Source organism: Pseudoalteromonas sp. JB197 (assembly GCF_002332205.1).
Taxonomy (GTDB): Bacteria; Pseudomonadota; Gammaproteobacteria; order Enterobacterales; family Alteromonadaceae; genus Pseudoalteromonas; species Pseudoalteromonas nigrifaciens.
Genome location: NZ_NRGZ01000001.1, coordinates 2,295,088 through 2,321,035, shown reverse-complemented (window position 1 = coordinate 2,321,035; position 25,948 = coordinate 2,295,088). Strand labels below are relative to the sequence as shown.

The following is a 25,948-nucleotide window of genomic DNA, read 5'->3' as shown; positions in this document are numbered from 1 at the left end:
ATAATTTGGATTACGAATATGACCTTTACAGTAGACTTTAAAGTGCGTGACTACGAATGCGACCTACAAGGCATTGTAAATAATAGTGTGTATTTTAATTACTTAGAGCATGCGCGCCATGAATTTTTGCATGCACATGGGGTTGATTTTGCTCAGCTTGCCAAAGATAAAATTAACCTGGTCGTGATGCGCAGCGAAATGGATTATAAACAGTCATTATTACCGGGCGATGAATTTTATGTAGCTGTAGAGCCACAACGTATTAGCCGACTTAAATTTGCTTTTAAACAAACTCTGATCCGTAAACACGATGAAAGAATAATGCTTAATGCATTGGTAATCGGCACAGCTTTAAATGAAAAAGGTCGGCCATTTTTACCAGCGCAAATAGATAATTTATTTAAAACGGATTCTGAATAAAAAAACAGCGTAATTTTCAAACTATCTTAGAATAAAATTTACACTTTAAACATGTATTTTTAACGGATTAACTCGCTAAAAATTGTTATTATTACAGTAATTAGACAAATAATTAGTAATAACATGAAATTAGCAGCAATACCCATGCTTATAATCGGTTTATGTGTTGGTTGTGCATCAACGCAAACGGTTACCTCAGAGCAGCTTAAACATACTCAATGGCAGTTATCACGTATTGATGGCCTAGCTATTCCGCCTTCGTTTAATGCGTCGGTGGGTTTTATTGAAGCACTGCAAGTCAATGGTTTTGCTGGCTGCAATAAATTTTTTGGTGAAGGTGAGCTGGACGATAGTAGCTTAACAGTTAACAAAATAGGGATGACCCGTAAGTCGTGTGGCCAACAACTTGATAAGTTTGAGCAGCAGTTACTACACGCACTGCAACAAGGCGCGCAGCTTAAAATGCAAGACCAGCAATTGGTAATGCAGGGCGAGAAAACATTTGTATTTATTGCGAAATAAAAAACGCCCTCTTGCAGGCGATTTTTAACTGGCGTACACTCAACGCTGATTTGCTAGATACTATTCGCAAATTAATAAATTACAAATACCAATTTGATACCTAAGCAACTTAGCATTGCAGCTGCAGTTATAAGTGGCAAAGGTATATTTAATAATTGGTATTAATACTTGTCGGAGTGCCTAACTAAATAATTAGTTAAGGCTGAGATCGCGAAAGCGGGATCCGTGAACCTGATCAGGCTAATACCTGCGTAGGGAACAAGCTGCCTAAAATAGGACGCTTGTGCGTCTTTTTTTATGCGTACAAGTTATACCATCCGGTATTAAGTTCTGTTGGCTGCCAAGATTGGCTATGACAGTAAACTGCCTAACCAATCTACGATCCAATAAGGCATTTTGCCTTCTCAATTCTTCGTACAAGACAACCCATAAACTATGAGGTAAGTCATGTCGAATACTGCAAAAAAATCATCGCGTCGTGAAACGCGAGCCGCTGCATCTGAATATATTTATAACTTAACGGGACAACCGTTTCCTAATTCGCATAAGGTGTATGTTGAGGGTACGCAAAACAACATCCGTGTAGGAATGCGTGAAATAACCCTGAGCGATACTTATATTGGCGGCAGTGATGAAAACCCAGTGTATGAGCCAAACGAGCCGCTACGTGTTTACGACACATCAGGCCCGTATACCGATCCAAACTTTGAGCTTGATGTACGCCAAGGCTTAGCAAAGTTTCGTGAACAATGGATTGAAAGTCGCGGTGATACCGAATTACTTGAATCAGTTACTTCACGCTTTACGCAACAACGTATGGCTGATGAAGGGCTTGATCATCTTCGTTTTGAACATTTACCTAAAATACGCCGCGGTAAAGCGGGTAAAAATGTCACGCAAATGCATTACGCACGCCAAGGCATTATTACTCCTGAAATGGAATACGTAGCGATACGCGAAAACATGGGCCGCAAAAAAATTCATGCTGAATTATTAGCCGCGCAGCATAAAGGCGAGTCGTTTGGGGCCAGTATTCCTGATTTTATTACGCCTGAATTTGTACGCGACGAAATTGCGCGTGGCCGCGCTATATTACCCAACAATATTAACCACCCCGAAACCGAACCTATGATTGTAGGGCGTAACTTTTTGGTAAAAGTAAACGCTAATATTGGTAATTCATCGGTAAGCTCATCGATTGAAGAAGAAGTAGAAAAAATGGTGTGGTCTACCCGCTGGGGTGCCGATACCGTTATGGATTTATCAACCGGGCGTTATATTCATGAAACTCGCGAATGGGTAGTACGTAACTCGCCTGTACCTATTGGCACAGTTCCTATTTACCAAGCACTGGAAAAAGTAAACGGTGTAGCGGAGGACTTAACCTGGGAGATTTTTCGCGATACGCTCATTGAGCAAGCTGAACAAGGCGTCGATTACTTTACTATTCATGCCGGTGTGCTACTGCGTTACGTACCCATGACCGCAAAACGAGTAACCGGTATTGTATCGCGCGGTGGCTCTATTATGGCAAAGTGGTGTTTAGCGCATCATAAAGAAAACTTTTTATATACCCACTTTGAAGACATTTGCGAAATTTTAAAACAATACGATATTTGTTTTTCGCTTGGCGATGGCCTTCGCCCAGGCTCGATTGCTGATGCCAACGACGAAGCTCAATTTAGCGAGCTACGCACTCTAGGTGAGCTGACAAAGTTAGCCTGGAAACACGATGTACAAGTATTTATAGAAGGCCCAGGACATGTGCCAATGCACATGATTAAGGCCAATATGGATGAGCAGCTTAAACATTGCGACGAAGCACCATTTTATACTTTAGGCCCGTTAACTACCGATATAGCACCTGGGTATGACCATATTACCTCGGGTATAGGTGCGGCCCAAATAGCGTGGTATGGCTGTGCAATGCTGTGTTACGTAACACCTAAAGAGCATTTAGGTTTGCCAAATAAGGAAGACGTAAAAGAAGGCTTAATTACTTATAAAATTGCCGCCCATGCCGCCGATTTAGCTAAAGGCCATCCCGGTGCGCAAGAGCGTGATAATGCGCTGTCAAAAGCGCGCTTTGAGTTTAGATGGCATGACCAATTTAATATTGGTTTAGACCCAGAACGTGCCCGCGAATATCACGATGAAACACTCCCGCAAGAGTCGGGTAAAGTAGCGCATTTTTGCTCTATGTGTGGCCCTAAGTTTTGCTCAATGAAAATCAGTCAAGAAGTACGCGAATATGCAAAAGATTTAGAAGCGCGTGGCATTGACCCTGCTAATGCTGCAGATACGATTACAATAAAAATGATTGATGTAGAAGCACAAATGAAAGCTAAATCGGACGAGTTTAAAAAAACCGGATCAGAAATATATCATAAAGCGATATAAGTCAGCTTAAGGTATTGGGCTGCGAGCAGCGAGGGGAGTTTAATACCTTGCTGCTCGTAGTGAGAGCTCGCAGCTAAAAGGAACTTTTATGTTTTACAATATTGCAGTGGTGGGGTTTGGTTTGACCGGTAGATTGGCGGCGCTTGAGTTGAGTAAGCAACACCGAGTTACTGTATTTGAGGCTGATAATGAACATACCCAAAACAGTGCGGGCAAGGTGGCTGCGGCTATGCTTGCTCCTCTTGCTGAGTCGGTATTGTGCGAGGCTGATTTAGCTTTAATGGGACTTGATTCTATAAAGCGTTGGCCTGGGGTTATTGATGAGCTTGATAGTGAGGTTTTTTTTCAACAGCAGGGCACATTAGTTGTCGCGCATCAGCAAGATAAAGGCGATTTACTAAGCTTTGCTCAGCGGCTAAAACCGTTAGCTAATTATACCGGGGAGTCGGTGAACTCCCAGCAAATTGAAATGTTAGAGCCTGAGCTTGCTAATCGTTTTAGTCAGGGATTATTTTTACCCTGCGACGGGCAAATAGATAATCAGGCATTTTATCAAGCCAGCTTTACACAACTTAATAAGCGCAAAGTAAAGTTTGTATTTAATCAACGGGTCACGATTAACGATAATAAAATTAATAACCGAGAGTTTGATTATATTATTGATTGCCGAGGGCTTGGCGCAAAAGATGATAAGCCTCTGCGGGGCGTACGTGGAGAAGTCGCTAGATTATACGCGCCAGAGGTGAGTTTAACGAGGCCCGTGCGCTTAATGCATCCGCGTTACCCCATTTATATAGCGCCTAAACCCAATAATGAATACGTAATTGGCGCGACTGAAATAGAGTCGCAAGATACAGGCCCAGCCACAGTGCGCTCTGCTTTAGAGTTACTTTCGGCAGCTTATACAGTGCACAGCGGTTTTGCCGAAGCGCGGCTATTAAATATTCAAACAGGATTACGCCCGGCATTTTGCGATAACCGCCCACAAGTAACACACGTTGGGCGAGTTATTAGCATTAATGGCTTATATCGTCATGGTTACATGTTAGCGCCAAGTTTAGTGGCAAATGCCCTTTTATGCATAGAGTGAAAATTAAATGAACATAACAATTAATGGTGAGTTAATAGCTATTAGCAGTAATAAGCTCATTAACTGTTTGCAAGATTTTGGTGGTGTTGCGCCATTTGCGGTGGCGATTAATGGTGAGTTTATACCGCAAAGCCAGCATAGCGATTATCAATTAACTGAGGGTGATAGTATTGAGCTGCTCTCGCCGATTCAGGGCGGATAACAGCTATGCTAAATAATGACTATTTAACTATTTATGGTGAGCAAATAAAAAGCCGATTACTAATAGGCTCGGCGCTTTACCCGTCGCCTGCAGTGATGAATGAATCGATTGTTGCATCGGGCGCTGAAATAGTCACGGTGTCGCTTAGGCGTCAGCAAAGTGCGGCTGCGGGTGATGATTTTTGGCAGTTAATAAAAAATACTGGGCTTAAGATTTTACCAAATACAGCAGGGTGTCATAGTGTTAAAGAGGCCATTACGCTTGCTAAAATGTGCCGTGAAGTGTTTGCTACCGATTGGATTAAGCTTGAACTGATAGGGGACGATTACAACTTGCAGCCCGATCCGTTTGCACTGTTAGAAGCAACTAAAATACTGATCGACGATGGCTTTAAAGTACTGCCATATTGCACAGACGATTTAGTGCTGTGCCAGCGTTTAAATGCTTTAGGCTGTGAAGTATTAATGCCATGGGGTGCACCCATTGGTACAGGTAAAGGCTTGTTAAACAGTTATAATTTAAAAACAATCAGAGAGCGCTTACCTGAGGCAACGTTAATAGTGGATGCTGGTTTAGGTTTGCCCTCGCATGCCTGCCAAGCACTTGAACTAGGGTATGATGCAGTATTATTAAATTCGGCGATTGCCGGAGCGGGTTGCCCTATAACCATGAGCCGAGCATTTAAAGCCGCGGTAGAGGCTGGACGTTTTGCATATAACGCCAAAGCAATGCCTGAAAAAGACGTTGCAGCCCCTTCAACCCCGACTATGGGTATGCCATTTTGGCATCAAGAATAAGTGAGACGAATATGAATAACGTAGTATGGACAATCGCCGGCTCAGACTCGGGCGGTGGCGCAGGTATTCAAGCCGATATAAAAGCAATGCAAAGTTTTGGTGTGCATGGATGCACTGCTATTACAGCACTGACTGCGCAAAATAGTTTAGGTGTTGAGGCAATTAATGCCGTATCAACCGATATTATTGAATCGCAGCTTTTAGCGCTCGAAAAAGATATGAAAGCCAAAGTAATTAAAATAGGCATGCTGGCAAATGTGCAGCAAATTCAATTGATCAGTGAACATATAAGCCATTACAAAGCTAAATGGCCAGTGCCGCCTGTTATTGTTTACGACCCAGTAGCTATTGCTACTAGCGGCGATTTATTAACAGAGGAAGACACAGTTAGTGCGATTAAAGAATGCTTATTGCCGCTGGTGGATGTAATAACCCCAAATACGCACGAAACTCAGTTATTAACTGGCGTGTACTTAATTGGCCCCGCGGCAATAAAAGAAGCTGCCAATAAGTTATTAAGCTGGGGCGCAAAAGCCGTGGTTATAAAAGGCGGACATTGGGATTATCCAAGCGGCTACTGTATAGATTACTGCATAAATAATTTCACTCAAAAAGGCGAAGAATACTGGCTGGGAAATGAAAAAATTCAAACGCCACATAACCATGGTACAGGCTGCAGTATGGCCTCGGTTATTGCTGCTTGCTTAGCAAAAGACTACCCGTTAAAAGATGCGTTTATTTTAGCTAAAGCTTATATTAATCAAGGATTGAAAGTAGCGGTGCGCTACGGAGAAGGAATTGGCCCAGTAGCACAAACCTCATTTCCAACCAACTTAGCTGATTACCCACAAGTAATAGAAGCGGGCAGTTGGTTAGGCGATGAACTCGATTTTGACGTTCCGCTTGATTTTAATATGGCTGCAGATTTTGCACCCTGCGAAAGTAAATCATTAGGTTTATACGCAGTGGTTGATAGTGTTGACTGGCTAGAAAAGTGCTTACAACAAGGCGTTAAAACTGCGCAGTTACGAGTTAAAAATAAAGACGATGCACAACTTGACGAATTAGTGGCAAAAGCGGTGGCACTGGGGGAGCAATATAATGCGCAGGTATTTATAAACGACTATTGGCAACTTGCAATTAAGCATGGTGCATATGGTGTGCATTTAGGCCAACAAGATCTAGAAAGCACTAATTTAGCGGCGATTAAAAATGCAGGGCTTAGGCTCGGGCTTTCTACACATGGCTTCTATGAAATGCTCCGCGCACATAATTACCGACCAAGTTATTTGGCATTTGGCGCTATTTATCCTACCACTACCAAAGATATGACAGGGCAAATACAGGGACTGGAAAAGTTATTTAAATTTGTCCCCTTGATGCAAAGCTACCCAACAGTGGCAATTGGCGGTATAGATTTAAAGCGCGCCAGCCAAGTTGCTAAAACAGGCGTTGGTAGTGTGGCTGTGGTACGTGCAATTAGCGAAGCCGATGATTATGTGCAGGCAATAAGTGCGTTGCAAGCGGCAATAAATTAAAGTGGGCCAGGTTAATAGCCAAATGAATGAACTTAGCGATAAAGAAATGCTGCGCTATAGTCGCCATATATTGCTTAAAGAAGTGGGACTTGCAGGGCAGTTAAAGCTTAAGTCGGCAAGTGTTGCAGTAGTAGGTGCGGGCGGCTTAGGCAGCCCCGCATTACTGTATTTAGCTGCTGCGGGTATTGGTAAGCTTATTTTAATTGATGATGATGCGGTTGAGCTTTCGAACTTACAGCGCCAAGTGCTTTATAAAGTAAATCACTTAGGGCAAAAAAAGGTGGTTGCAGCAGGTAAAGTGCTTGCAAGTCTGAATAACCAAATCACTATAATTACTCACGCTGAAAAGCTTACTCAAGATAATAGCGCAGCATTACTCAATAATGCGGATATTGTGTTGGATTGCAGTGATAACTTTACCACTCGTTACAGTGTTAATCGCTTTTGTGTACAGCATAAAACCCCATTAATCTCCGGTGCGGCACTGGCAACAAAAGGGCAGCTGATTAGCTTAGACTTAAGAAATGCTAATAGCCCGTGTTATGGCTGTATTTTTCCACAAAGCGATATTGCGCCGCTTATCAATTGTGATAACGCCGGAGTAATTAGTCCGCTGTTAGGTATTATCGGCTCAATGCAGGCGCAGCTGACACTCAATATGTTATTAGGTCATTCTAGCGATTGTGTGTTTATGAGTATTAATGCACTCACTTTGCAGCAGCAACAATTTAAAGTGGTGAAAGATATCGACTGTAAGGAGTGTAGGTAAAGCCAGGGTTTCAGGTGTTAGGTATCAGGCAGAGATCAGCCAAACTCGGTATTTAAGCAAACTGTAGGCGAGTTATTTTCCACCGCGATTGAATTTATAAACTCACTGAAAAATAAAAACCCCGCGTTTATTACCATAAACGCGGGTTTTTTTTTACCTGATATCGATATCTATATCTTAATCATCAATTTTGGCAAACGGGGTGCCTAAGCGGGTCACTGTTTCAGGAAGTTGATCATCAAGAATATCCGCTTTGTCGTCGCCCCAAGCAAGTACCACGGTAGAGCCAAGTTTAAAGCGGCCCATTTCTTCACCTTTTTTAAGGCTAATAGCGTTTTCGCCCTTGGTTGGGTAGTTCCAGCTAAATACATCGCTACCAGCTGGTGGTGTTACTGTACCCGCCCAAATAGTTTCAATGCTGGCAACAATAGTTGCGCCAACCAGTACCATAGCAAGTGGGCCTATTTCAGTTTCAAAAATAGCAACCACACGTTCGTTACGTGCAAACAAGTTAGGCACGTTTTGCGCAGTCAGCGGATTTACTGAAAATAAATCGCCTGGTACGTAAATCATTTTACTTAATGTGCCATCAATTGGCATATGAATACGGTGGTAGTCTTTTGGCGCTAAATAAATAGTTGCAAACTTACCGCCTAAAAATGGGGTTGTATCGTCTTTATTACCACCAAGTAGTGCTTGTAGGCTGTAATCGTGACCTTTAGCTTGAATTAGTTGGCCGTCAACAATATCGCCTAATTGGCTAATTGCGCCATCTACTGGATGAATAATAATGTCGCTGTCTGCAACTATTGGGCGTGCGCCATCTTTTAACGGACGGGTGAAAAACTCGTTAAAGCTTTCATAATGAGCAGGATCTGGGTGTTTAGCTTCACTCATATCTACTTTGTATTGCTTAATAAACAGTTTAATTAACGTGGTTGTTAACACACCCGCTTTAGCAGCGGCTAGTTTTCCTACTACGCGTGAAATAAAGTGTTTTGGCATTGCGTACTGCATTGCGATTTTAAATTTATCTAAACTCACTGGTTGTTTCCTAAATTATACGCGAGGCGCGCGAGAGCCTGCACGGCCATCGGCCATTGTTTCTAAAATTCTGTGGTAGCTGTCAAAGCGCAATTGCGAAATTTTGCCATCAGCTACGGCTTCTTTAATTATACAGCCCGGATCGTTTAAATGTTTACAGTCTCTAAATCGACACCCGCCTATAAATTCTCTAAATTCTTTAAAGCACCAAGTTACACGATCAACTTCTAAGTGCCATAAACCAAATTCACGTATACCTGGTGAATCTATTAAGTTACCGCCGCTTGGTAAATGATGTAGGCGAGATACCGTGGTGGTATGTTGGCCTAAACCACTGTTTTCAGAAACTTCTTTAGTTAGAATTTCAGCATCTGGAAGTACGGTATTAACTAAAGTAGATTTACCTACGCCACTTTGACCAACAAAAATATTGTTTTTTCCAACGAGTACATCTTTTAATTCGTCAATGCCATCGGTACTTATATTACTAACCAATAAAACTTTGTAGTCGAGCTTGCGGTATACATCGAGTACTTTTTGTATTTCACTAAGACCTTGCGCATCGATTAAATCTATTTTATTTAGTACTAAAATAGGCTCTATACCCATATCTTCGCAGGCTATTAAATAACGGTCGATAATACTTGGGGTAAATTCGGGTAATACTGCTGACACCATTAATATTTGGTCAATATTAGCAGCTATTACTTTTACACCGTCGTAAAAATCAGGGCGAGTAAGTTGTGAGCGACGCTCTTGCGTTGCTTCAATTACACCAGCTAAATCGCCTTCGCTTACTTTAGCGCGACGAAACAGTACTTCATCCCCACACACTAAATTAGACACAGTGCGGCGTATATTACAGCGTAGTACTTCGCCGCTTTCAACTTCCACATCGGCATGTTGACCAAAACGACTGATCACAATAGCGCTTTCTACTTGGCCTAAATTATCAGTTTGCCATTCTTGCGCACCTTTTTTAGCAGGCCTTGCATCGGCACTGCTTATACGCTTTTGATGATTAGCCTTGATCTGACGAGACTGGCCTTTACTTAATTTTTTTTGTTTTGCCACAGGAGGCCTATAACCTTAGTTAAATGTCGACTTAGCTAAAAAATGCTTTAGCTCGACGTATGATGCTAATATGATATATCGAAATGCGCTGGATCTAAAGGAAAGCACCGCTTAGGTAATTATGAATATTAATAAATCAAACTTAATTTGGCTCGATCTTGAAATGACCGGACTCGAACCAGAGACCGATAAAATACTCGAAATTGCGACCGTTGTCACTGATGCTGATTTGAATATATTAGCTGAAGGACCAACTATTGCCATTCATCAAAGTAATGAGTTACTTGATAGTATGGATGAGTGGTGCACCACTCAGCATGGAAAATCGGGTTTAACAGCACGCTGCAAGGCAAGTACTTACGACGAAGCCTATGCGGTTGAGCAAACAATAGCCTTTTTAAAACAATGGGTACCTGCAGGTGCATCACCGATGTGTGGTAACTCCATAGGGCAAGATCGTCGCTTTATGAATAAATATATGCGCGAATTGGAAGACTTTTTTCACTATCGTAATCTAGATGTAAGCACAATTAAAGAGCTCGCGCGTCGCTGGAAACCAGAGGTACTTGCACAAGTGAATAAAAAAGGCTCACATCTTGCGCTAGACGACATTAAAGATTCGATTATGGAATTAAAGGTCTATAGAGAAAAATTCTTTAATTTATAAAAAACACTTGCAAACACACTGTATTATTGTAGAATCCTGCCCCGCTCAAGACGATAACCCACGCGGGGTTAGTGTGTTTGAGTTGTTTAAATATAAAGCAATACTAGCTCAGTTGCTAGAATGTTGAACGCGACTTGTCGCTCAGCAACAGACGAACTACTGACTACTTTATAATGCGGCACTAGCTCAGTTGGTAGAGCGCGACCTTGCCAAGGTCGAGGTCACGAGTTCGAGCCTCGTGTGCCGCTCCAATTTCTAACTAAAAGAAATTGAAGTTATTTATATAACTAGAAGTAAAAATGCGGTACTAGCTCAGTTGCTAGAATGTTGAACGCGACCTGTCGCGCACCAACGGACGAATTACTGACTACTTTATAATGCGGCACTAGCTCAGTTGCTAGAATGTTGAACGCGACTTGTCGCGCACCAACGTAAAATAACTAAAGAAATAAAAATGCGGCACTAGCTCAGTTGGTAGAGCGCGACCTTGCCAAGGTCGAGGTCACGAGTTCGAGCCTCGTGTGCCGCTCCAATTTCTAACCAAAAGAAATTGCAGTGTTGAATAAAAATGCGGTACTAGTTCAGTTGCTAGAATGTTGAACGCGACCTGTCGCGCACCAACGTAAAATAACTAAAGAAATAAAAATGCGGTACTAGCTCAGTTGGTAGAGCGCGACCTTGCCAAGGTCGAGGTCACGAGTTCGAGCCTCGTGTACCGCTCCAATCTTTTATATCTATCAAAAATATCCCAAACAAAAAGCCATAAAAATTTCTTATTTTAAATACAATCTTTCTCTATCTGATTTCATATGCAGTGAACTACCCAGCGACTAAAGAGCACTTGGTTTCTCGCTATCCATTCGATAAAAATTGCGTTAAAGCCTTTAGTAATTAGCAATGATAATTACTCGCGAAGGGCAAGTTATTTACCAATAAAGTGATGTGTTTTTACTGTGGTAATTAATGGGTGTGCGTTGGGAGTGAAGTTTAAGTGCTGAACAGGCGACTTATTAAAACAACTCGCCCTGAATGGTTGCTAGAATCCGCCTAGAACCACCGCTGTCTCGATGTTCACCTAAATAAACACCTTGCCATGTACCTAGAGCTAAATAGCCATTTGTAATAGGGATGCTTAACTCACAGCCTAAAATACTGGTTTTTATATGGGCTGGCATGTCGTCGTCACCTTCATAATCGTGACGATAATAGGGTTGGCACTGTGGAACAAATTCATTAAAGTGGCTTTCCATGTCCATGCGTACAGTAGGATCGGCATTTTCATTAATGGTTAGGCTAGCTGAAGTGTGTTGGATAAATAAGTGCAGTAAACCCACCTTGTAATTTGTGAGTTCGGGGATTTGAGTGAGTATTTCATCATCAATTAAATGAAAGCCTCGGATACGAGGCTTTAAAGTTATGGCTTTTTGTTGCCAACTCATAACTTATCGAAACTCACTTCAATATTGGCGTTACCCGCATCGCAGGTAAATGGCATGAGTATTTTTTTACCTTGGCTTTTATGGGTAATAGTATGGTCTTTACCAGATACAACAATAGGAGTTGCCATATCAAAGTCGAAACCTTTTTGACCCAATAAGTTTTTAGCGCCGCCTGTAACCATGTTAGTAATTTCGCCTACCATGTCGGTTACTTCATCATTAATACTATCTGGACGCTCGCCAAGCATGCGCTCCATAATAGTTAGTGCTAACTGCTCATCAAAAGTTATTGAAAAAGAACCCCGTGTTTGCGGACCAACCATTCCGATCAGGCCTGATACATCGCCACAGGCTTTCTCGTCGGTTTTAATGCGTGGCTTACCTGGCTTTAATTGTGTTTGAGCCATTGTACTTAATACATTGATTAAAGAAGATAAAAAAGGGTTGATGAACTCTACATTCATATAAATTACTCTTAAATTGGTGCTAAAAAATAGCTATATAATATTATGAAGATAACTACTAAGGCTAACTTTGGGGGTTACAATGCTCTACAAGACCCACACCTTCCATGTGCTTCTATTGTTTGCGCCGATACAACAAACCCACCTTCCGCAGCTAAACTATTTAGCTCATGCGAAATAACGGTTGAATGCAGTTCTTTAACAAATCCACAGGTATCGCAAATTAATAACTGTACAGGATGAATATGATCAAAATGATGGCACAACATAAATGCATTGGTGCTTTCAATTTTATGAATAAAACCAAGCTCAGCCAAAAAATCTAATGCACGATATATCGTGGCAGGTTTAGCGCCAGTTTCTGTTACTTTTAATTGCTCGAGCAAATCATACGCGCCCACACCACCTTGCGCACTTGCAAGTAAACGAAACACCTTTTCACGGATAGGTGTAAATCGCGCACCACGGTTGTCACATACTTGTTTTGCTTTACTTACGAGTGATTCTATATTCATCGTTCTCTTATCCTTATGCTACCTTGATATAATATCACACTGTATTTAAGTTGCAGTGTTTAAATTAAACGCGTTTGTTAAAGCTATTCACTAAGGCGTGTTTATCTTTAGAGGTTAAATTAATAGTAGCGAGTTTGGTTTTAGGGAGGGCAGTACTTATTATATAGTGTCGCTATTTTCCATTAATAAGCGATAACGCTTGTTTGGATATTTGCTTGTAGTAAATGAGCAAGTAAATAATACCTATGTAGTAGCCTCAGTACTATATAGTAAAATAATGAAGGCCATTAGTTTTAAACTACATTAAAAGTACATTGGCTTTCTCTAATTTCTAATTACTCAGGTTATTAGTTATAAAGAATTGCATGACTTTTAGTTTTGTTTACTATTTGTGCATGCTTAATATGCGTAGCGTAATAAGCACACTTTATTTAACCAAACAATCGAGTAGTGCTTAAATTATGCACTGCTCAATACCAGCTAAGAATATAAAACCAAGTCGAATTACCCAAAATACAGATGGCTTAGTATTGTTTTTAATCGTTTGGTTTAAATATCAAACGAACAGCGTTTTATTTTAAGTTTTCTTTAAAAAACGCTTGCGTAAAACTGGCTGCGTCCTATAATGCGACCCCACTGAGACGGCAGACAGCAACGCTTAGCGAGGCAAGAGTCAATCAGTGAGTCGAGTAAAACTTAAATTTAGATTTTTATAAAGTTTACATTTAAGTGTTGACAAAAAAATAGGAAAGCGTAATATGCGCAGCCCTAGCGAGATAAGGTTTTACTTTATTGTCGCAACGTTCTTTAACAATATAAAGCAATCATCTGTGTGGGCACTCGTACAGATTGAGTTCTAACAGTCGAACTACTTAGGTAGTAAGACACAAAATTTAGAGTCTCAATGTGTTTTCTCGAAAGAGAAGCTGAGTGACCAACAGCAATAACTTACTTAGATTTACTTAAGAAAAGAATTGCAGCACAGTCAATTCAATATCGAAAGATATTAAAATAAATTCAGAATTCATTGAGCTGTCGAAAGACATAAAACTTTTTAATTGAAGAGTTTGATCATGGCTCAGATTGAACGCTGGCGGCAGGCCTAACACATGCAAGTCGAGCGGTAACAGAAAGTAGCTTGCTACTTTGCTGACGAGCGGCGGACGGGTGAGTAATGCTTGGGAACATGCCTTGAGGTGGGGGACAACAGTTGGAAACGACTGCTAATACCGCATAATGTCTACGGACCAAAGGGGGCTTCGGCTCTCGCCTTTAGATTGGCCCAAGTGGGATTAGCTAGTTGGTGAGGTAATGGCTCACCAAGGCGACGATCCCTAGCTGGTTTGAGAGGATGATCAGCCACACTGGGACTGAGACACGGCCCAGACTCCTACGGGAGGCAGCAGTGGGGAATATTGCACAATGGGCGCAAGCCTGATGCAGCCATGCCGCGTGTGTGAAGAAGGCCTTCGGGTTGTAAAGCACTTTCAGTCAGGAGGAAAGGTTAGTAGTTAATACCTGCTAGCTGTGACGTTACTGACAGAAGAAGCACCGGCTAACTCCGTGCCAGCAGCCGCGGTAATACGGAGGGTGCGAGCGTTAATCGGAATTACTGGGCGTAAAGCGTACGCAGGCGGTTTGTTAAGCGAGATGTGAAAGCCCCGGGCTCAACCTGGGAACTGCATTTCGAACTGGCAAACTAGAGTGTGATAGAGGGTGGTAGAATTTCAGGTGTAGCGGTGAAATGCGTAGAGATCTGAAGGAATACCGATGGCGAAGGCAGCCACCTGGGTCAACACTGACGCTCATGTACGAAAGCGTGGGGAGCAAACGGGATTAGATACCCCGGTAGTCCACGCCGTAAACGATGTCTACTAGAAGCTCGGAGCCTCGGTTCTGTTTTTCAAAGCTAACGCATTAAGTAGACCGCCTGGGGAGTACGGCCGCAAGGTTAAAACTCAAATGAATTGACGGGGGCCCGCACAAGCGGTGGAGCATGTGGTTTAATTCGATGCAACGCGAAGAACCTTACCTACACTTGACATACAGAGAACTTACCAGAGATGGTTTGGTGCCTTCGGGAACTCTGATACAGGTGCTGCATGGCTGTCGTCAGCTCGTGTTGTGAGATGTTGGGTTAAGTCCCGCAACGAGCGCAACCCCTATCCTTAGTTGCTAGCAGGTAATGCTGAGAACTCTAAGGAGACTGCCGGTGATAAACCGGAGGAAGGTGGGGACGACGTCAAGTCATCATGGCCCTTACGTGTAGGGCTACACACGTGCTACAATGGCGCATACAGAGTGCTGCGAACTCGCGAGAGTAAGCGAATCACTTAAAGTGCGTCGTAGTCCGGATTGGAGTCTGCAACTCGACTCCATGAAGTCGGAATCGCTAGTAATCGCGTATCAGAATGACGCGGTGAATACGTTCCCGGGCCTTGTACACACCGCCCGTCACACCATGGGAGTGGGTTGCTCCAGAAGTAGATAGTCTAACCCTCGGGAGGACGTTTACCACGGAGTGATTCATGACTGGGGTGAAGTCGTAACAAGGTAGCCCTAGGGGAACCTGGGGCTGGATCACCTCCTTATACGATTTAGAACTTATTTGTTCGTAGTGTCCACACAGATGATTGTTAATTAGTGCTTGTCCTTCGGGATAACTAATTAATATGCTCTTTAAAAATTTGGAAAAGCTGATAATAAAATTCTGATGAATAACATTGTTATTTATCAAGAGTTTTCAAAAGTAAAAAAAGAATGGTAGCAGTACCATTCAGTGCCATTTAATTAACTCTTTGAGTTGATTGATTGGTATCTACTTTAGTATTCAATATTGACTTCTGGCGAAGTTAAACTGTCACACAACAAAGACCCGTTTGGGTTGTATGGTTAAGTGACTAAGCGTACACGGTGGATGCCTTGGCAGTTGGAGGCGATGAAGGACGTATTAACTTGCGATAAGCCTAGTCAAGCTAGTAAAAAGCACTTGAGACTAGGATTTCCGAATGGGGAAACCCACCTGCTTGCAGGTATCGTTAACTGAATACATAGGTTAACGAGGCGAACGCGGAGAACTGAAACATCTAAGTACCCGTAGGAAAAGAAATCAACCGAGATTCCGAAAGTAGCGGCGAGCGAAATCGGAACAGCCCTTAAGCTTATTATGTGTTAATGGAAGGCTGCTGGAAAGCGCCACGATACAGGGTGATAGTCCCGTACATGAAAAGACATTTTAAGTGAAATCGAGTAGGTCGGAGCACGTGAAACTTTGACTGAATATAGGTGGACCATCATCTAAGGCTAAATACTCCCAACTGACCGATAGTGAACCAGTACCGTGAGGGAAAGGCGAAAAGAACCCCTGTGAGGGGAGTGAAATAGAACCTGAAACCGTGTACGTACAAGCAGTAGGAGCCCACTTGTTGGGTGACTGCGTACCTTTTGTATAATGGGTCAGCGACTTATATTTTGTAGCGAGGTTAACCGATTAGGGTAGCCGTAGGGAAACCGAGTCTTAACTGGGCGAATAGTTGCAAGGTATAGACCCGAAACCCGGTGATCTAGCCATGAGCAGGTTGAAGGTTGAGTAACATCAACTGGAGGACCGAACCCACTAACGTTGAAAAGTTAGGGGATGACTTGTGGTTAGGAGTGAAAGGCTAATCAAACCGGGAGATAGCTGGTTCTCCCCGAAATCTATTTAGGTAGAGCCTCGGACGAATACTTACGGGGGTAGAGCACTGTTAAGGCTAGGGGGTCATCCCGACTTACCAACCCTTTGCAAACTCCGAATACCGTAAAGTAATATCCGGGAGACACACGGCGGGTGCTAACGTCCGTCGTGAAGAGGGAAACAACCCAGACCGCCAGCTAAGGTCCCAAAGTCATAGTTAAGTGGGAAACGATGTGGAAAGGCCCAGACAGCCAGGAGGTTGGCTTAGAAGCAGCCATCCTTTAAAGAAAGCGTAATAGCTCACTGGTCGAGTCGGTCTGCGCGGAAGATGTAACGGGGCTAAACTATGCACCGAAGCTGCGGATTCATCTTAGGATGAGTGGTAGGGGAGCGTTCTGTAAGCCGTTGAAGGTGACCCGGGAGGGTTGCTGGAGGTATCAGAAGTGCGAATGCTGACATGAGTAACGATAATGGGAGTGAAAAACTCCCACGCCGGAAGACCAAGGGTTCCTATCCCATGTTAATCAGGGTAGGGTAAGTCGACCCCTAAGGCGAGGCCGAAAGGCGTAGTCGATGGGAAACAGATTAATATTTCTGTACTCGATATAATTGCGATGGGGGGACGGAGCAGGCTAAGCAAGCATGGCGTTGGTAGTCCATGTGAAAGTGAGTAGGGCGTTTGTTTAGGTAAATCCGGACGAACACTAAACCTGAGACACGAGACGAGTCACCACGGTGATGAAGTTGCTGATGCCATACTTCCAGGAAAAGCCTCTAAGCTTCAGATTATATGGAATCGTACCCCAAACCGACACAGGTGGTCAGGTAGAGAATACTAAGGCGCTTGAGAGAACTCGGGTGAAGGAACTAGGCAAAATCGTACCGTAACTTCGGGAGAAGGTACGCTCCTATCTGTGATGAGACTTGCTCTCTAAGCGGACGGGAGCCGCAGTGACCAGGTGGCTGGGACTGTTTATTAAAAACACAGCACTGTGCAAAATCGCAAGATGACGTATACGGTGTGACACCTGCCCGGTGCCGGAAGGTTAATTGATGGGGTTATCCTTAGGGAGAAGCTCTTGATCGAAGCCCCGGTAAACGGCGGCCGTAACTATAACGGTCCTAAGGTAGCGAAATTCCTTGTCGGGTAAGTTCCGACCTGCACGAATGGTGTAACCATGGCCACGCTGTCTCCACCCGAGACTCAGTGAAATTGAAATCGCAGTGAAGATGCTGTGTACCCGCGGCTAGACGGAAAGACCCCGTGAACCTTTACTACAGCTTGGCACTGAACATTGAACCTACATGTGTAGGATAGGTGGGAGACTTTGAAGATGAGACGCTAGTTTTGTTGGAGTCAACCTTGAAATACCACCCTTGTAGTTTTGATGTTCTAACGTTGGCCCCTGAATCGGGGTTACGGACAGTGCCTGGTGGGTAGTTTGACTGGGGCGGTCTCCTCCTAAAGAGTAACGGAGGAGCACGAAGGTTGGCTAAGTACGGTCGGACATCGTACGGTTAGTGTAATGGTAGAAGCCAGCTTAACTGCGAGACAGACACGTCGAGCAGGTACGAAAGTAGGTCATAGTGATCCGGTGGTTCTGAATGGAAGGGCCATCGCTCAACGGATAAAAGGTACTCCGGGGATAACAGGCTGATACCGCCCAAGAGTTCATATCGACGGCGGTGTTTGGCACCTCGATGTCGGCTCATCACATCCTGGGGCTGAAGTCGGTCCCAAGGGTATGGCTGTTCGCCATTTAAAGTGGTACGCGAGCTGGGTTTAGAACGTCGTGAGACAGTTCGGTCCCTATCTGCCGTGGGCGTTTGAGAATTGAGAGGGGTTGCTCCTAGTACGAGAGGACCGGAGTGAACGAACCGCTGGTGTTCGGGTTGTCATGCCAATGGCATTGCCCGGTAGCTACGTTCGGAACTGATAAGCGCTGAAAGCATCTAAGCGCGAAGCAGGCCTCGAGATGATTTCTCACTAGAGCTATAAGCTCTCTGAAGGGCCGTTGGAGACTACAACGTTGATAGGCAAGATGTGGAAGTGCTGTGAGGCATTAAGCTAACTTGTACTAATTACCCGTGAGGCTTAACCATACAACGCCAAACGCGTTTTATAATTTACGTCCATGTAAATTACTAAAGCCGCACTACGTGCGTTAAAATCTGTTCCAGACAGATTTTTATGTGACAGTTCAAGCAAGAAGTTAATATTGCTAAAGTAGATATTTACGCAAAGACTTAAAAAATATTATCAGATATTTTCCAAATTCAGTTAATTTGTAGTGATACGAATTAACGCCCTAATTTGCTTGGTAACCATAGCGTTTTGGACCCACCTGACCCCATGCCGAACTCAGTAGTGAAACGAAACAGCGCCGATGATAGTGTAGCATTTGCTATGTGAAAGTAGGACATTGCCAGGCTCCAAATTGTAGAAAGCCCGACTAGAAATAGTCGGGCTTTTTTACGTCTGCAGAAAATTGAAATGTGGGTGGCTGAACTTTGAACGCTGACGTTTTCAATATAAATGGTATCTATATTTTTTGCTTATTCTGATATAATAATGTTTGAATTTAGCGCAGATACGCCTGATTTTATATTCTAAAACACCCCTTTTGATTGTTCCCTACGGTGTAGTTATTTATTAATAATAGATCTAAATGTGTGTAAATAAGCAAAAAAGAGATATTTAAATTGAACGAAATGTACTTAAACTTATATAGCACGGTGTACCAATGAAACCACTCGATAGACGCTTTTCTGTAGCCCCAATGCTTGATTGGACTGATCGTCATTGTCGTACTTTTCATCGTAAAATGACTAAGCATACAGTGTTGTACACGGAAATGATCACCACGGGTGCTATTTTGTTTGGCCTAGGCGACTACCTACACTTTAATCAACACGAAGGGCCTGTTGCATTGCAGCTGGGTGGCTCTGATCCACAGGCTCTTGCACAATGTGCAAAGCTTGCGGGTGAGCGTGGTTATGACGAAATTAACTTAAACGTAGGTTGCCCGTCAGATCGCGTGCAGAATGGTCGTTTCGGTGCTTGTTTAATGGGTGAACCGCAATTGGTTGCTGACTGTGTGGCGGCAATGAAAGCAGAAGTAAATATACCTGTTACGGTTAAAACGCGCATTGGTATTGATGAGCAAGACTCGTATGAGTTTTTGTGTGCACTTATAGAAGCGTCGCATAATGTTGGTTGTGATGATTTTATTATTCATGCTCGTAAAGCTTGGTTAAAGGGGTTAAGCCCTAAAGAAAACCGAGAGGTACCGCCGCTTGATTATCCACGTGTTTATCAGTTGAAAAAAGATTATCCACAACTCGATTTAAGTCTTAATGGTGGTGTTAAAACAATTGAACAAAGTTTAGAGCATTTACAGCATATTGATGGTGTGATGATTGGTAGAGAAGCGTATAGCAACCCATTTATACTCAATGAAGTGGATGAAAAGATTTATGGTGATATCGCTAACACGCAATCTCGTCATGATGTCGTGCGCTCTATGTATAGTTATATTGAAGACGAAATGCGCTTAGGGGCTAACTTTTGGCATGTTGCTCGTCATATGCTGGGGATTTTTCAGGGGCAGCCTGGTGCCCGTGGATTTAGGCGTCATCTGTCTGAAAATGGCCATGGAAAACAAGCCGACTTATCGGTAATGGATAAAGCTTTGAGTTTTGTACCTGAATAATCAGCTAAGTGAATAATTTAATAAATGAATAAATACAGCCATCTTCGGATGGCTTTTTTGATCCTAAAAAATAGTCAAAAGTTTAGTTTATTGGCTAATTACACTTAATCATATTCAGTTAAAAGTAACTTTAATTTATAAATTATAAGTTTAAGCTTCTGAATTTAATGTGTTTTACTGTTTATATTATTACTTGGCATAACTCTTGGAATCTAATTTGTGTAATCACTTAAAAAGTTAACAGGAGAATCTCATGGGAATATTTAATCGCGTAACCGATATTGTTCAAGCAAATATAGTGTCGATATTAGACAAGGCAGAAGATCCAGAAAAATTACTTAATTTAATGCTCAGCGAGATGCAAGATGCACTTACTGAGTGTCGCATTACGACAGCGGCTTTGTTGTGCGAAGAAAAAACACTTAAACGTCAAATTGAAAATAAAAATAACAATTTAGTATATTGGCAGGATAAAGCTGAGCTAGCAATAGGGAGAGGTCGAGATGATTTAGCAAAATCAGCTTTGCTTGAAAAACAAACCATTAGTAACACAGTTGTAGCAAAGCAGCTGCAACTAGAAACGCTGCAGCAATCAATAACTAAAATGACAGCGGATTGTCAGCGTTTGCAACAAAGAATAGCCGAGGCTAAAGCCAAGCAAACACAGTTAGTACAGCGGCACAATATAGTGGCTGCAAGGGGGCAAATAAATAGCCAATTACAAAGTGAAAAAGTTGCACATGCACTCTCTCGATTTGAGAAAGTAGAGCAGCGCGTAGAAGGTATTGAAGCACAGGTAGAAGCGTACGAGCTTACTGATTCAGAAAATACTATAGCTGCACAAATAGACGCTTTGGTGAAAAACGAACAAGTAGATGCAGAATTAGCTCGCTTAAAAGCTGATTTAAAAACTAACTTAAAACAGAGTGCTTAAGGAGATAATTATGAATAGTTTTAACAGCAAACGTGGTTGGTACAAAGATCCACTTGATAAAAAAATATCTGGTGTGTGCAGTGGTTTAGCGCAGCGATTAGATTTACCTGTGTGGTCAACACGACTTGTCACTATTTTATTATTTTTGAGTTTTCCGTTTGCAATTGCACTAGGTTATTTTATTGCGCATTGCTGCCTAGAAGAAAAAGCAATTTAAGCTAATTTACATTTAGATTGAATTAAGGAGAGCTAAATGAAAGCGTTAGCCGTATGTATAATTGTTTATTTACTATTTTTTACTGATGTTGTCTCTGCGGTGCACTTTGATACTTGGCAATTACCGCTTTGGATTGCAGATACAAGTTGGACTGGGCTTGAGCTAATAGGAGTTTTAGCGGCTATTATTATTTTTGTAGCTGTTACAGTACTAATAACGATCGGATTAGTTGGCGCAGCAGCAGTTGCATTAGTCGGAACTGTATTGGCATTTTTATTTGGATCGCTGATGATTGCTTGGCCGTTACTATTTATTGCGGTACTTTGCTGGTTAGTAGCTGATAACAAAAAAGTAGCATCTTAACTCCAAATTAACTGACTATTGCAACTGAACTATGTTAAATTTGATACTTAGCATTATGTTTTAACAAGGATTAGAGTGGTGATTAAACAGTGTATTTCAATTGTTTTGGTGTCGGTTTTAAGTCTTTTTTCATCATCATCGATGGCACATTCAGGGCATGATCACGATGCGGATGTTGCTATTATTAAAGTTAGTAATGCACAAGTAAGGGAGTTTTTACCTGCCACAACTTCAAGTGTAGGTTATTTAAGTATTATAAATCATAGTGATACTGTGGCTACGTTGACTAAAGCAACTATTGATGGCTTAGGTCGCGTTGAAATTCATGAGCACTCGCACGTAGATGGCATGATGAAAATGCAAAAAGTTGAATCGTTAACAATTAACGCCCATCAACAAATCGATTTTAAGCCTGGTGGCTATCATTTAATGATTTTTGAACCACAAGAACCGTTAAAAGTAGGCCAACAACGCAAACTCACACTATATTTTAGTGATGGCAACCGTGTATTTACCAATGCTCAGGTGGTATCGCTTGCATCACAAGCAGAACAATCACAAGCATCAAAACAACATACTCATCATTAGGAGGATCAATGTCACAACATAAAGGGAAAATAGTTGCTGCATTAGCTATATTACTAATTATTTTTTACGCAATAGCTGTTTATTGGAGTACGGAGCCTGCTCGTTTTAATGTGGTAGAAAAAGCAAAGCAGCAAGCGCAGCAACGTAATGAGCAATTTGTTATTGGTTATACAACAACATCAACATTAATAACGGTAGCAAGTACGTTACTCGAAAAGCCAGGCGGTTATTTATCAAATGATGTTTTGCCGCCAAGTATAATAATGGACGATATGCCTGCGTGGGAATATGGCGCACTCGAAATGGTGCGTGATTTAGCCCTTTCTATGCGTAAAGATTTTAGCCGTTCGCAATCGCAATCAACTGAACACGAAGCTCTAAAAAAAGCACAGCCGCAGTTTAATATTAGCTCTGAAGCGTGGGCGTGGCCAAGCGCTGAAGGTGAGTACCAAAAAGGCATTGATTACTTATTGGTATATCGTACTCAAATAGCGAATGACCATGAGCGTGACAGTCAATTCTATGCTCGCGCCGATAACTTGCGCAGTTGGCTAAAAGAAGCTGAAAAGCGTTTAGGTAGTTTGAGTCAGCGTTTAAGCGCTAGTGTAGGCCAAGATAAAGTAAACACTGATTTAGCGGGTAATACATCAAATACACAAGCCACTTTTTCTCCATTACAACAGCAAGCAAAAACGCCATGGTTAGACATTGATGATGTATTTTATGAGTCGCGCGGTGCTACTTGGGCTTTATTGCATTTCTTACAAGCGGTAGAATATGACTTTGCCGATGTACTTGAGAAAAAGAATGCACGCGTAAGTGTGCAGCAAATTATACGAGAGCTTGAGGCAACTCAAGAAACAGTATGGAGCCCAATGATATTAAATGGGAATGGTTTTGGTTATGTAGCAAACCATTCACTGGTTATGGCAAATTATATATCTAGAGCCAATGCGGCTCTTATTGAACTTAGCGAATTATTGACACAAGGATAGAAAATGAAAAAGTATTGTTTAGCAGCAGCCCTTTCAATGGCATGTTTAGCGCCTGCAGCGCAAGCTGATACCTTATTAGGCTTGTATGTAGGTGTTGATGGCTGGAAAGCGGATAACGAAGGAAGCTTTTCTTATAAAGGAAATGCACCACAAGATTTTAATTTTGACGATGAAACCTTCGTAAGCTACTACGCTGCACTTGAGCATCCAGTGCCATTAGTACCTAATATTAAATTAAGATACACAGAGCTTGAGCTTACCGGCTCTACACGTCTGGATAAAACATTTTCTTTTAATGGTTCAGATTACGTTGTAGGTACTACGGTTAATTCAGTAAGTGACTTAACTCACATTGATTACACATTTTATTACGAAATTTTTGATAACGACTTAATCTCTATCGATTTGGGTGTTAACGCTAAGCAGTTTGATGGTGAGATTTTAGTTAAAGGTACTACGCAACAAGGTGGCGCTGATTATACTGAAACTGTTGAGTTTTCAGGCTTTGTACCATTGGTTTACGGCCGCGCTGAAGCAGGCTTACCTTTTACCGGTTTAAGCGTGTTTTTTGAGGGCAGCTTTGTAGCAATTGACGATAGCAAAGTTCAAGATTACCAAATGGGTATTGCATGGGAATTTATTGATAACCTAGCAATAGATGTTGCTGTTAAAGCAGGTTACCGCTCAATGACATTAGAGCTAGACGATGTTGATGATATTAACACTAATATTGATGCATCGGGTCCATTTGCGGGCATTCAAGTACACTTTTAATTACACTGCTAATTAATAGTATATAGCGTGGTTTTGCTACTTAGTAGTATGCCACGCTAGTTCAAATTCACTCTCAAGTGCACTATTAAGTAACTGCTTATACACTTTATTTACCGGGTAGTTAATGAGTTTAGATAGCTCATCACCTGTTTGCGTAAACTTATAATAACTCAATACTAAATCGCTATTTTTTGCTTTTAACGTTACTTTTTGTGATAAAAACGATAACGTAAGTTCTTGCCCAGTTTTTAGTACCGCAGACTCAATCTCTTTTCGATATAGTAAATTTAAATCCATTAAAGTTAATATATCAGGAAAGCTAATCCCTGTTTTTCCTAGATTTAAAGATACTTTATTGCCCTTACGTAACAAATCAAATAGTGATGGTTTTTTATAAAACCCCAGTAAAATAAAGTGGCTATCGTCTTTTTCATTATAACCAGAGAGGGATACACACTTTTGTAGAGAGTCAGCTTCGCGCTGGGTCATATGCTTAAGTGTTTGCAAACTTTTTATTGAGAAAGTCCCCGGGTTAAGCGTTTCACCGGTGAGTATTTTTGCCCAAAGTGACTGCATAGATTGATTTGAGGTATCACCACATAGTGCTACAAAGTGTTCTACCCAATCGGCATCGGGTTGTTTACTACTGGCTACGTCAGGACAAAAATCCATTGCCATAGCTAAAATTGTTTCTATATTTTGCTGTTGTTTAATGAGCAGTAAGTCTTGTCTTTTTTGTGCTCTAGCTAAAACGGTATTGTCGCTATTAATGCGATATAGCGGTTTAACCTTGCCTTGGGGGCCATAACTTTGCTCATTATTATGGGATGCCTCATTATTGCCTACTTTAATAATAGGATAACCCAGTAACGACTCTATGGTATTAGCGAGATTAACTCTTGCTTGTGCGGTTTTGACTGCCATGACTTTCCATTATTGTTTGTGCATCACTTAGCTGCGCTACTGTTTTTAAATTATTGAGCCCCAGTGATACTGCGTTACTTAAAATGTGCTCACTAAGCACAGCCACATACCCAGAAACTAAAGGTAGCGTGGCTTGCCCCGTAATTTGAAAAGTAACCGTGACCGTTTTTGCATTTTGCGTAAATATTACATTAGCGGCAATAATGTGTTCTTGAGCAAATAAAATATTCAACACCATTTTGTTTGCACTTAACGCTGTGGTGGTCATTTCACCTGCGCCCCATTTACTTTGCCATGATTGATGAGCACCAACCCCTGTGCTTGGCTCACCTAAGGAAAATTCTACAGAGGGATCCAGCTTCTTCCAAGGCGACCATTTATGCCACTGCGAAAAGTCAGTGATTAAGGGTTTTACTATGTGCGTATTGGCATTAATATTAATACTCTTTGTTACGTTATAGCTCTGGGGTAGTAATAGGCCAATAACGATAAAAAGTAAGAGTAAAACTAATAAAAGCTGCACTAACATTTTTAATATTTTAATAAAAAAACCTCAGATAAATTAGGTTACAAACTCATAACTTATTATTAATTTAGCATATTAACTCGGGTGTGCTTAACTTTCGAGGTTAATTTTATAGCAACTATTTTTTAATTGAGCTAGATATTTAGCCACAACCTATAAAAAGTAATAGTTAATTTAGGTGTATAAGTATTAAAAAATAACGAAACTTCACTTTAAAACCGCGCGGCACAGCAAAGTAGTGCTCTATCAAGGTAGGTTGGTATAGGGTATAATTTGCGCCTTTTGTTATTAAACGGT

Annotated in this window: 23 protein-coding genes, 3 tRNA genes, 3 rRNA genes and 1 riboswitch; of the genes, 22 read left to right on the top strand and 7 right to left on the bottom strand. The window is 41.8% G+C overall.

The genetic code is table 11. The features are described from left to right. The first annotated feature begins 18 nt into the window (after positions 1-18). The 8 genes from CIK86_RS10990 (at position 19) to CIK86_RS10955 (ending at position 7,738) form a co-directional block, all read left to right on the top strand. Positions 19-420, top strand: a complete 402-nt coding sequence (locus tag CIK86_RS10990; protein WP_086993121.1) for an acyl-CoA thioesterase — start codon at positions 19-21, stop codon at positions 418-420. Between the two features lie 123 nt (positions 421-543). Further along, positions 544-942: an META domain-containing protein gene (locus CIK86_RS10985; protein ID WP_041454338.1), complete on the top strand. Its 399-nt coding sequence runs from the start codon at positions 544-546 to the stop codon at positions 940-942. Between the two features lie 162 nt (positions 943-1,104). Next, a riboswitch (TPP riboswitch) is annotated at positions 1,105-1,217 on the top strand. Positions 1,218-1,389: 172 nt separating this feature from the next. Then, positions 1,390-3,342, top strand: a complete 1,953-nt coding sequence (gene thiC, locus CIK86_RS10980) for a phosphomethylpyrimidine synthase ThiC (protein ID WP_058372571.1) — start codon at positions 1,390-1,392, stop codon at positions 3,340-3,342. An 88-nt stretch (positions 3,343-3,430) separates the two neighbouring features. Continuing rightward, on the top strand, positions 3,431-4,432 hold the full coding sequence (locus CIK86_RS10975) for an FAD-dependent oxidoreductase (RefSeq protein WP_086993122.1): 1,002 nt from the start codon (positions 3,431-3,433) through the stop codon (positions 4,430-4,432). Between the two features lie 7 nt (positions 4,433-4,439). Continuing rightward, positions 4,440-4,634, top strand: coding sequence for a sulfur carrier protein ThiS (gene thiS / locus CIK86_RS10970; protein ID WP_011327191.1), 195 nt, complete (start codon positions 4,440-4,442; stop codon positions 4,632-4,634). Positions 4,635-4,639: 5 nt separating this feature from the next. Beyond that, positions 4,640-5,431 carry a thiazole synthase gene (locus CIK86_RS10965; protein WP_086993123.1) on the top strand — a complete coding sequence of 264 codons (792 nt, stop codon included), beginning with the start codon at positions 4,640-4,642 and terminating at the stop codon, positions 5,429-5,431. 11 nt (positions 5,432-5,442) lie between these two features. Beyond that, positions 5,443-6,969: a thiamine phosphate synthase gene (gene thiE, locus CIK86_RS10960; protein ID WP_086993124.1), complete on the top strand. Its 1,527-nt coding sequence runs from the start codon at positions 5,443-5,445 to the stop codon at positions 6,967-6,969. Between the two features lie 22 nt (positions 6,970-6,991). Continuing rightward, entirely contained in the window at positions 6,992-7,738 is a 747-nt protein-coding gene (locus CIK86_RS10955; RefSeq protein WP_086993126.1) for a HesA/MoeB/ThiF family protein, read from the top strand. A 177-nt stretch (positions 7,739-7,915) separates the two neighbouring features. Here CIK86_RS10955 and asd read toward each other — a convergent pair whose 3' ends face one another. Both asd and rsgA read right to left on the bottom strand, forming a co-directional pair. Beyond that, positions 7,916-8,782 carry an archaetidylserine decarboxylase gene (asd, locus tag CIK86_RS10950; protein ID WP_041454339.1) on the bottom strand — a complete coding sequence of 289 codons (867 nt, stop codon included), beginning with the start codon at positions 8,780-8,782 and terminating at the stop codon, positions 7,916-7,918. Positions 8,783-8,797: 15 nt separating this feature from the next. Continuing rightward, entirely contained in the window at positions 8,798-9,856 is a 1,059-nt protein-coding gene (gene rsgA, locus CIK86_RS10945; RefSeq protein WP_011327196.1) for a small ribosomal subunit biogenesis GTPase RsgA, read from the bottom strand. A gap of 121 nt (positions 9,857-9,977) precedes the next feature. Here rsgA and orn point away from each other — a divergent pair, with 121 nt between their 5' ends. The 4 genes from orn (at position 9,978) to CIK86_RS10925 (ending at position 11,246) form a co-directional block, all read left to right on the top strand. Continuing rightward, positions 9,978-10,523, top strand: coding sequence for an oligoribonuclease (gene orn, locus CIK86_RS10940; RefSeq protein ID WP_058372577.1), 546 nt, complete (start codon positions 9,978-9,980; stop codon positions 10,521-10,523). A gap of 175 nt (positions 10,524-10,698) precedes the next feature. Next, positions 10,699-10,774 (top strand) — tRNA-Gly (locus CIK86_RS10935). 205 nt (positions 10,775-10,979) lie between these two features. Then, positions 10,980-11,055, top strand: a tRNA-Gly gene (locus CIK86_RS10930). Between the two features lie 115 nt (positions 11,056-11,170). Continuing rightward, a tRNA-Gly gene (locus tag CIK86_RS10925) sits at positions 11,171-11,246 on the top strand. Between the two features lie 287 nt (positions 11,247-11,533). Here CIK86_RS10925 and CIK86_RS10920 read toward each other — a convergent pair. The 3 genes from CIK86_RS10920 to CIK86_RS10910 form a co-directional block, all read right to left on the bottom strand. Then, positions 11,534-11,962 carry a secondary thiamine-phosphate synthase enzyme YjbQ gene (locus CIK86_RS10920; RefSeq protein WP_086997386.1) on the bottom strand — a complete coding sequence of 143 codons (429 nt, stop codon included), beginning with the start codon at positions 11,960-11,962 and terminating at the stop codon, positions 11,534-11,536. Next, the gene (locus tag CIK86_RS10915; RefSeq protein ID WP_086997382.1) at positions 11,959-12,426 is read right to left on the bottom strand and encodes a chemotaxis protein CheX; all 468 of its coding nucleotides are present in this window, start codon (positions 12,424-12,426) and stop codon (positions 11,959-11,961) included. The genes CIK86_RS10920 and CIK86_RS10915 overlap by 4 nt, the downstream gene beginning before the upstream one ends. Positions 12,427-12,503: 77 nt before the next feature. Next, positions 12,504-12,941, bottom strand: coding sequence for a transcriptional repressor (locus CIK86_RS10910; protein ID WP_086997379.1), 438 nt, complete (start codon positions 12,939-12,941; stop codon positions 12,504-12,506). 1,055 nt (positions 12,942-13,996) lie between these two features. Here CIK86_RS10910 and CIK86_RS10905 point away from each other — a divergent pair. The 10 genes from CIK86_RS10905 to CIK86_RS10860 all read left to right on the top strand — a co-directional run bounded on the left by CIK86_RS10905 (position 13,997) and on the right by CIK86_RS10860 (position 24,201). After that, a 16S ribosomal RNA gene (locus CIK86_RS10905) occupies positions 13,997-15,532 on the top strand. A 299-nt stretch (positions 15,533-15,831) separates the two neighbouring features. After that, positions 15,832-18,720, top strand: a 23S ribosomal RNA gene (locus CIK86_RS10900). A gap of 214 nt (positions 18,721-18,934) precedes the next feature. Further along, positions 18,935-19,049 (top strand): 5S ribosomal RNA (rrf, locus tag CIK86_RS10895). Together the 16S, 23S and 5S rRNA genes form the textbook arrangement of a ribosomal RNA operon. Before the next feature lie 312 nt (positions 19,050-19,361). Then, positions 19,362-20,330 (top strand): tRNA dihydrouridine(20/20a) synthase DusA, encoded by a 969-nt coding sequence (gene dusA, locus CIK86_RS10890; RefSeq protein ID WP_086996908.1) that lies wholly within the window; start codon positions 19,362-19,364, stop codon positions 20,328-20,330. A gap of 253 nt (positions 20,331-20,583) precedes the next feature. Beyond that, the gene (locus CIK86_RS10885; RefSeq protein WP_086996912.1) at positions 20,584-21,264 is read left to right on the top strand and encodes a PspA/IM30 family protein; all 681 of its coding nucleotides are present in this window, start codon (positions 20,584-20,586) and stop codon (positions 21,262-21,264) included. A gap of 10 nt (positions 21,265-21,274) precedes the next feature. Then, positions 21,275-21,481 (top strand): PspC domain-containing protein, encoded by a 207-nt coding sequence (locus CIK86_RS10880; protein WP_086996915.1) that lies wholly within the window; start codon positions 21,275-21,277, stop codon positions 21,479-21,481. Between the two features lie 36 nt (positions 21,482-21,517). Continuing rightward, the gene (locus tag CIK86_RS10875) at positions 21,518-21,844 is read left to right on the top strand and encodes a hypothetical protein (protein WP_086996918.1); all 327 of its coding nucleotides are present in this window, start codon (positions 21,518-21,520) and stop codon (positions 21,842-21,844) included. Positions 21,845-21,922: 78 nt separating this feature from the next. Next, positions 21,923-22,432 (top strand): copper chaperone PCu(A)C, encoded by a 510-nt coding sequence (locus tag CIK86_RS10870; protein ID WP_086996934.1) that lies wholly within the window; start codon positions 21,923-21,925, stop codon positions 22,430-22,432. 8 nt (positions 22,433-22,440) lie between these two features. Then, positions 22,441-23,427 carry a DUF2333 family protein gene (locus tag CIK86_RS10865; RefSeq protein WP_011327207.1) on the top strand — a complete coding sequence of 329 codons (987 nt, stop codon included), beginning with the start codon at positions 22,441-22,443 and terminating at the stop codon, positions 23,425-23,427. A gap of 3 nt (positions 23,428-23,430) precedes the next feature. Continuing rightward, positions 23,431-24,201: a TIGR04219 family outer membrane beta-barrel protein gene (locus CIK86_RS10860; protein ID WP_086996921.1), complete on the top strand. Its 771-nt coding sequence runs from the start codon at positions 23,431-23,433 to the stop codon at positions 24,199-24,201. 36 nt (positions 24,202-24,237) lie between these two features. On the opposite strand, the gene CIK86_RS10855 is transcribed toward CIK86_RS10860, so the two are convergent. Then, on the bottom strand, positions 24,238-25,125 hold the full coding sequence (locus CIK86_RS10855; RefSeq protein ID WP_086996925.1) for a TIGR03899 family protein: 888 nt from the start codon (positions 25,123-25,125) through the stop codon (positions 24,238-24,240). Further along, entirely contained in the window at positions 25,094-25,654 is a 561-nt protein-coding gene (locus CIK86_RS10850; RefSeq protein WP_086996928.1) for an SRPBCC family protein, read from the bottom strand. The genes CIK86_RS10855 and CIK86_RS10850 overlap by 32 nt, the downstream gene beginning before the upstream one ends. Between the last annotated feature and the right edge of the window lie 294 nt (positions 25,655-25,948).

Coding starts and splice junctions, on each gene's coding strand:
- dusA (WP_086996908.1), top strand. CDS start 19,362: ATGAAACCACTCGATAGACGCTTTTCTGTAGCCCCAATGCTTGATTGG.
- CIK86_RS10990 (WP_086993121.1), top strand. CDS start 19: ATGACCTTTACAGTAGACTTTAAAGTGCGTGACTACGAATGCGACCTA.
- orn (WP_058372577.1), top strand. CDS start 9,978: ATGAATATTAATAAATCAAACTTAATTTGGCTCGATCTTGAAATGACC.
- thiS (WP_011327191.1), top strand. CDS start 4,440: ATGAACATAACAATTAATGGTGAGTTAATAGCTATTAGCAGTAATAAG.
- CIK86_RS10880 (WP_086996915.1), top strand. CDS start 21,275: ATGAATAGTTTTAACAGCAAACGTGGTTGGTACAAAGATCCACTTGAT.
- CIK86_RS10910 (WP_086997379.1), bottom strand. CDS start 12,941: ATGAATATAGAATCACTCGTAAGTAAAGCAAAACAAGTATGTGACAAC.
- CIK86_RS10860 (WP_086996921.1), top strand. CDS start 23,431: ATGAAAAAGTATTGTTTAGCAGCAGCCCTTTCAATGGCATGTTTAGCG.
- thiC (WP_058372571.1), top strand. CDS start 1,390: ATGTCGAATACTGCAAAAAAATCATCGCGTCGTGAAACGCGAGCCGCT.
- CIK86_RS10855 (WP_086996925.1), bottom strand. CDS start 25,125: ATGGCAGTCAAAACCGCACAAGCAAGAGTTAATCTCGCTAATACCATA.
- CIK86_RS10955 (WP_086993126.1), top strand. CDS start 6,992: ATGAATGAACTTAGCGATAAAGAAATGCTGCGCTATAGTCGCCATATA.
- CIK86_RS10920 (WP_086997386.1), bottom strand. CDS start 11,962: ATGAGTTGGCAACAAAAAGCCATAACTTTAAAGCCTCGTATCCGAGGC.
- CIK86_RS10915 (WP_086997382.1), bottom strand. CDS start 12,426: ATGAATGTAGAGTTCATCAACCCTTTTTTATCTTCTTTAATCAATGTA.
- CIK86_RS10975 (WP_086993122.1), top strand. CDS start 3,431: ATGTTTTACAATATTGCAGTGGTGGGGTTTGGTTTGACCGGTAGATTG.
- CIK86_RS10865 (WP_011327207.1), top strand. CDS start 22,441: ATGTCACAACATAAAGGGAAAATAGTTGCTGCATTAGCTATATTACTA.
- thiE (WP_086993124.1), top strand. CDS start 5,443: ATGAATAACGTAGTATGGACAATCGCCGGCTCAGACTCGGGCGGTGGC.
- CIK86_RS10885 (WP_086996912.1), top strand. CDS start 20,584: ATGGGAATATTTAATCGCGTAACCGATATTGTTCAAGCAAATATAGTG.
- CIK86_RS10850 (WP_086996928.1), bottom strand. CDS start 25,654: ATGTTAGTGCAGCTTTTATTAGTTTTACTCTTACTTTTTATCGTTATT.
- CIK86_RS10985 (WP_041454338.1), top strand. CDS start 544: ATGAAATTAGCAGCAATACCCATGCTTATAATCGGTTTATGTGTTGGT.
- CIK86_RS10875 (WP_086996918.1), top strand. CDS start 21,518: ATGAAAGCGTTAGCCGTATGTATAATTGTTTATTTACTATTTTTTACT.
- CIK86_RS10965 (WP_086993123.1), top strand. CDS start 4,640: ATGCTAAATAATGACTATTTAACTATTTATGGTGAGCAAATAAAAAGC.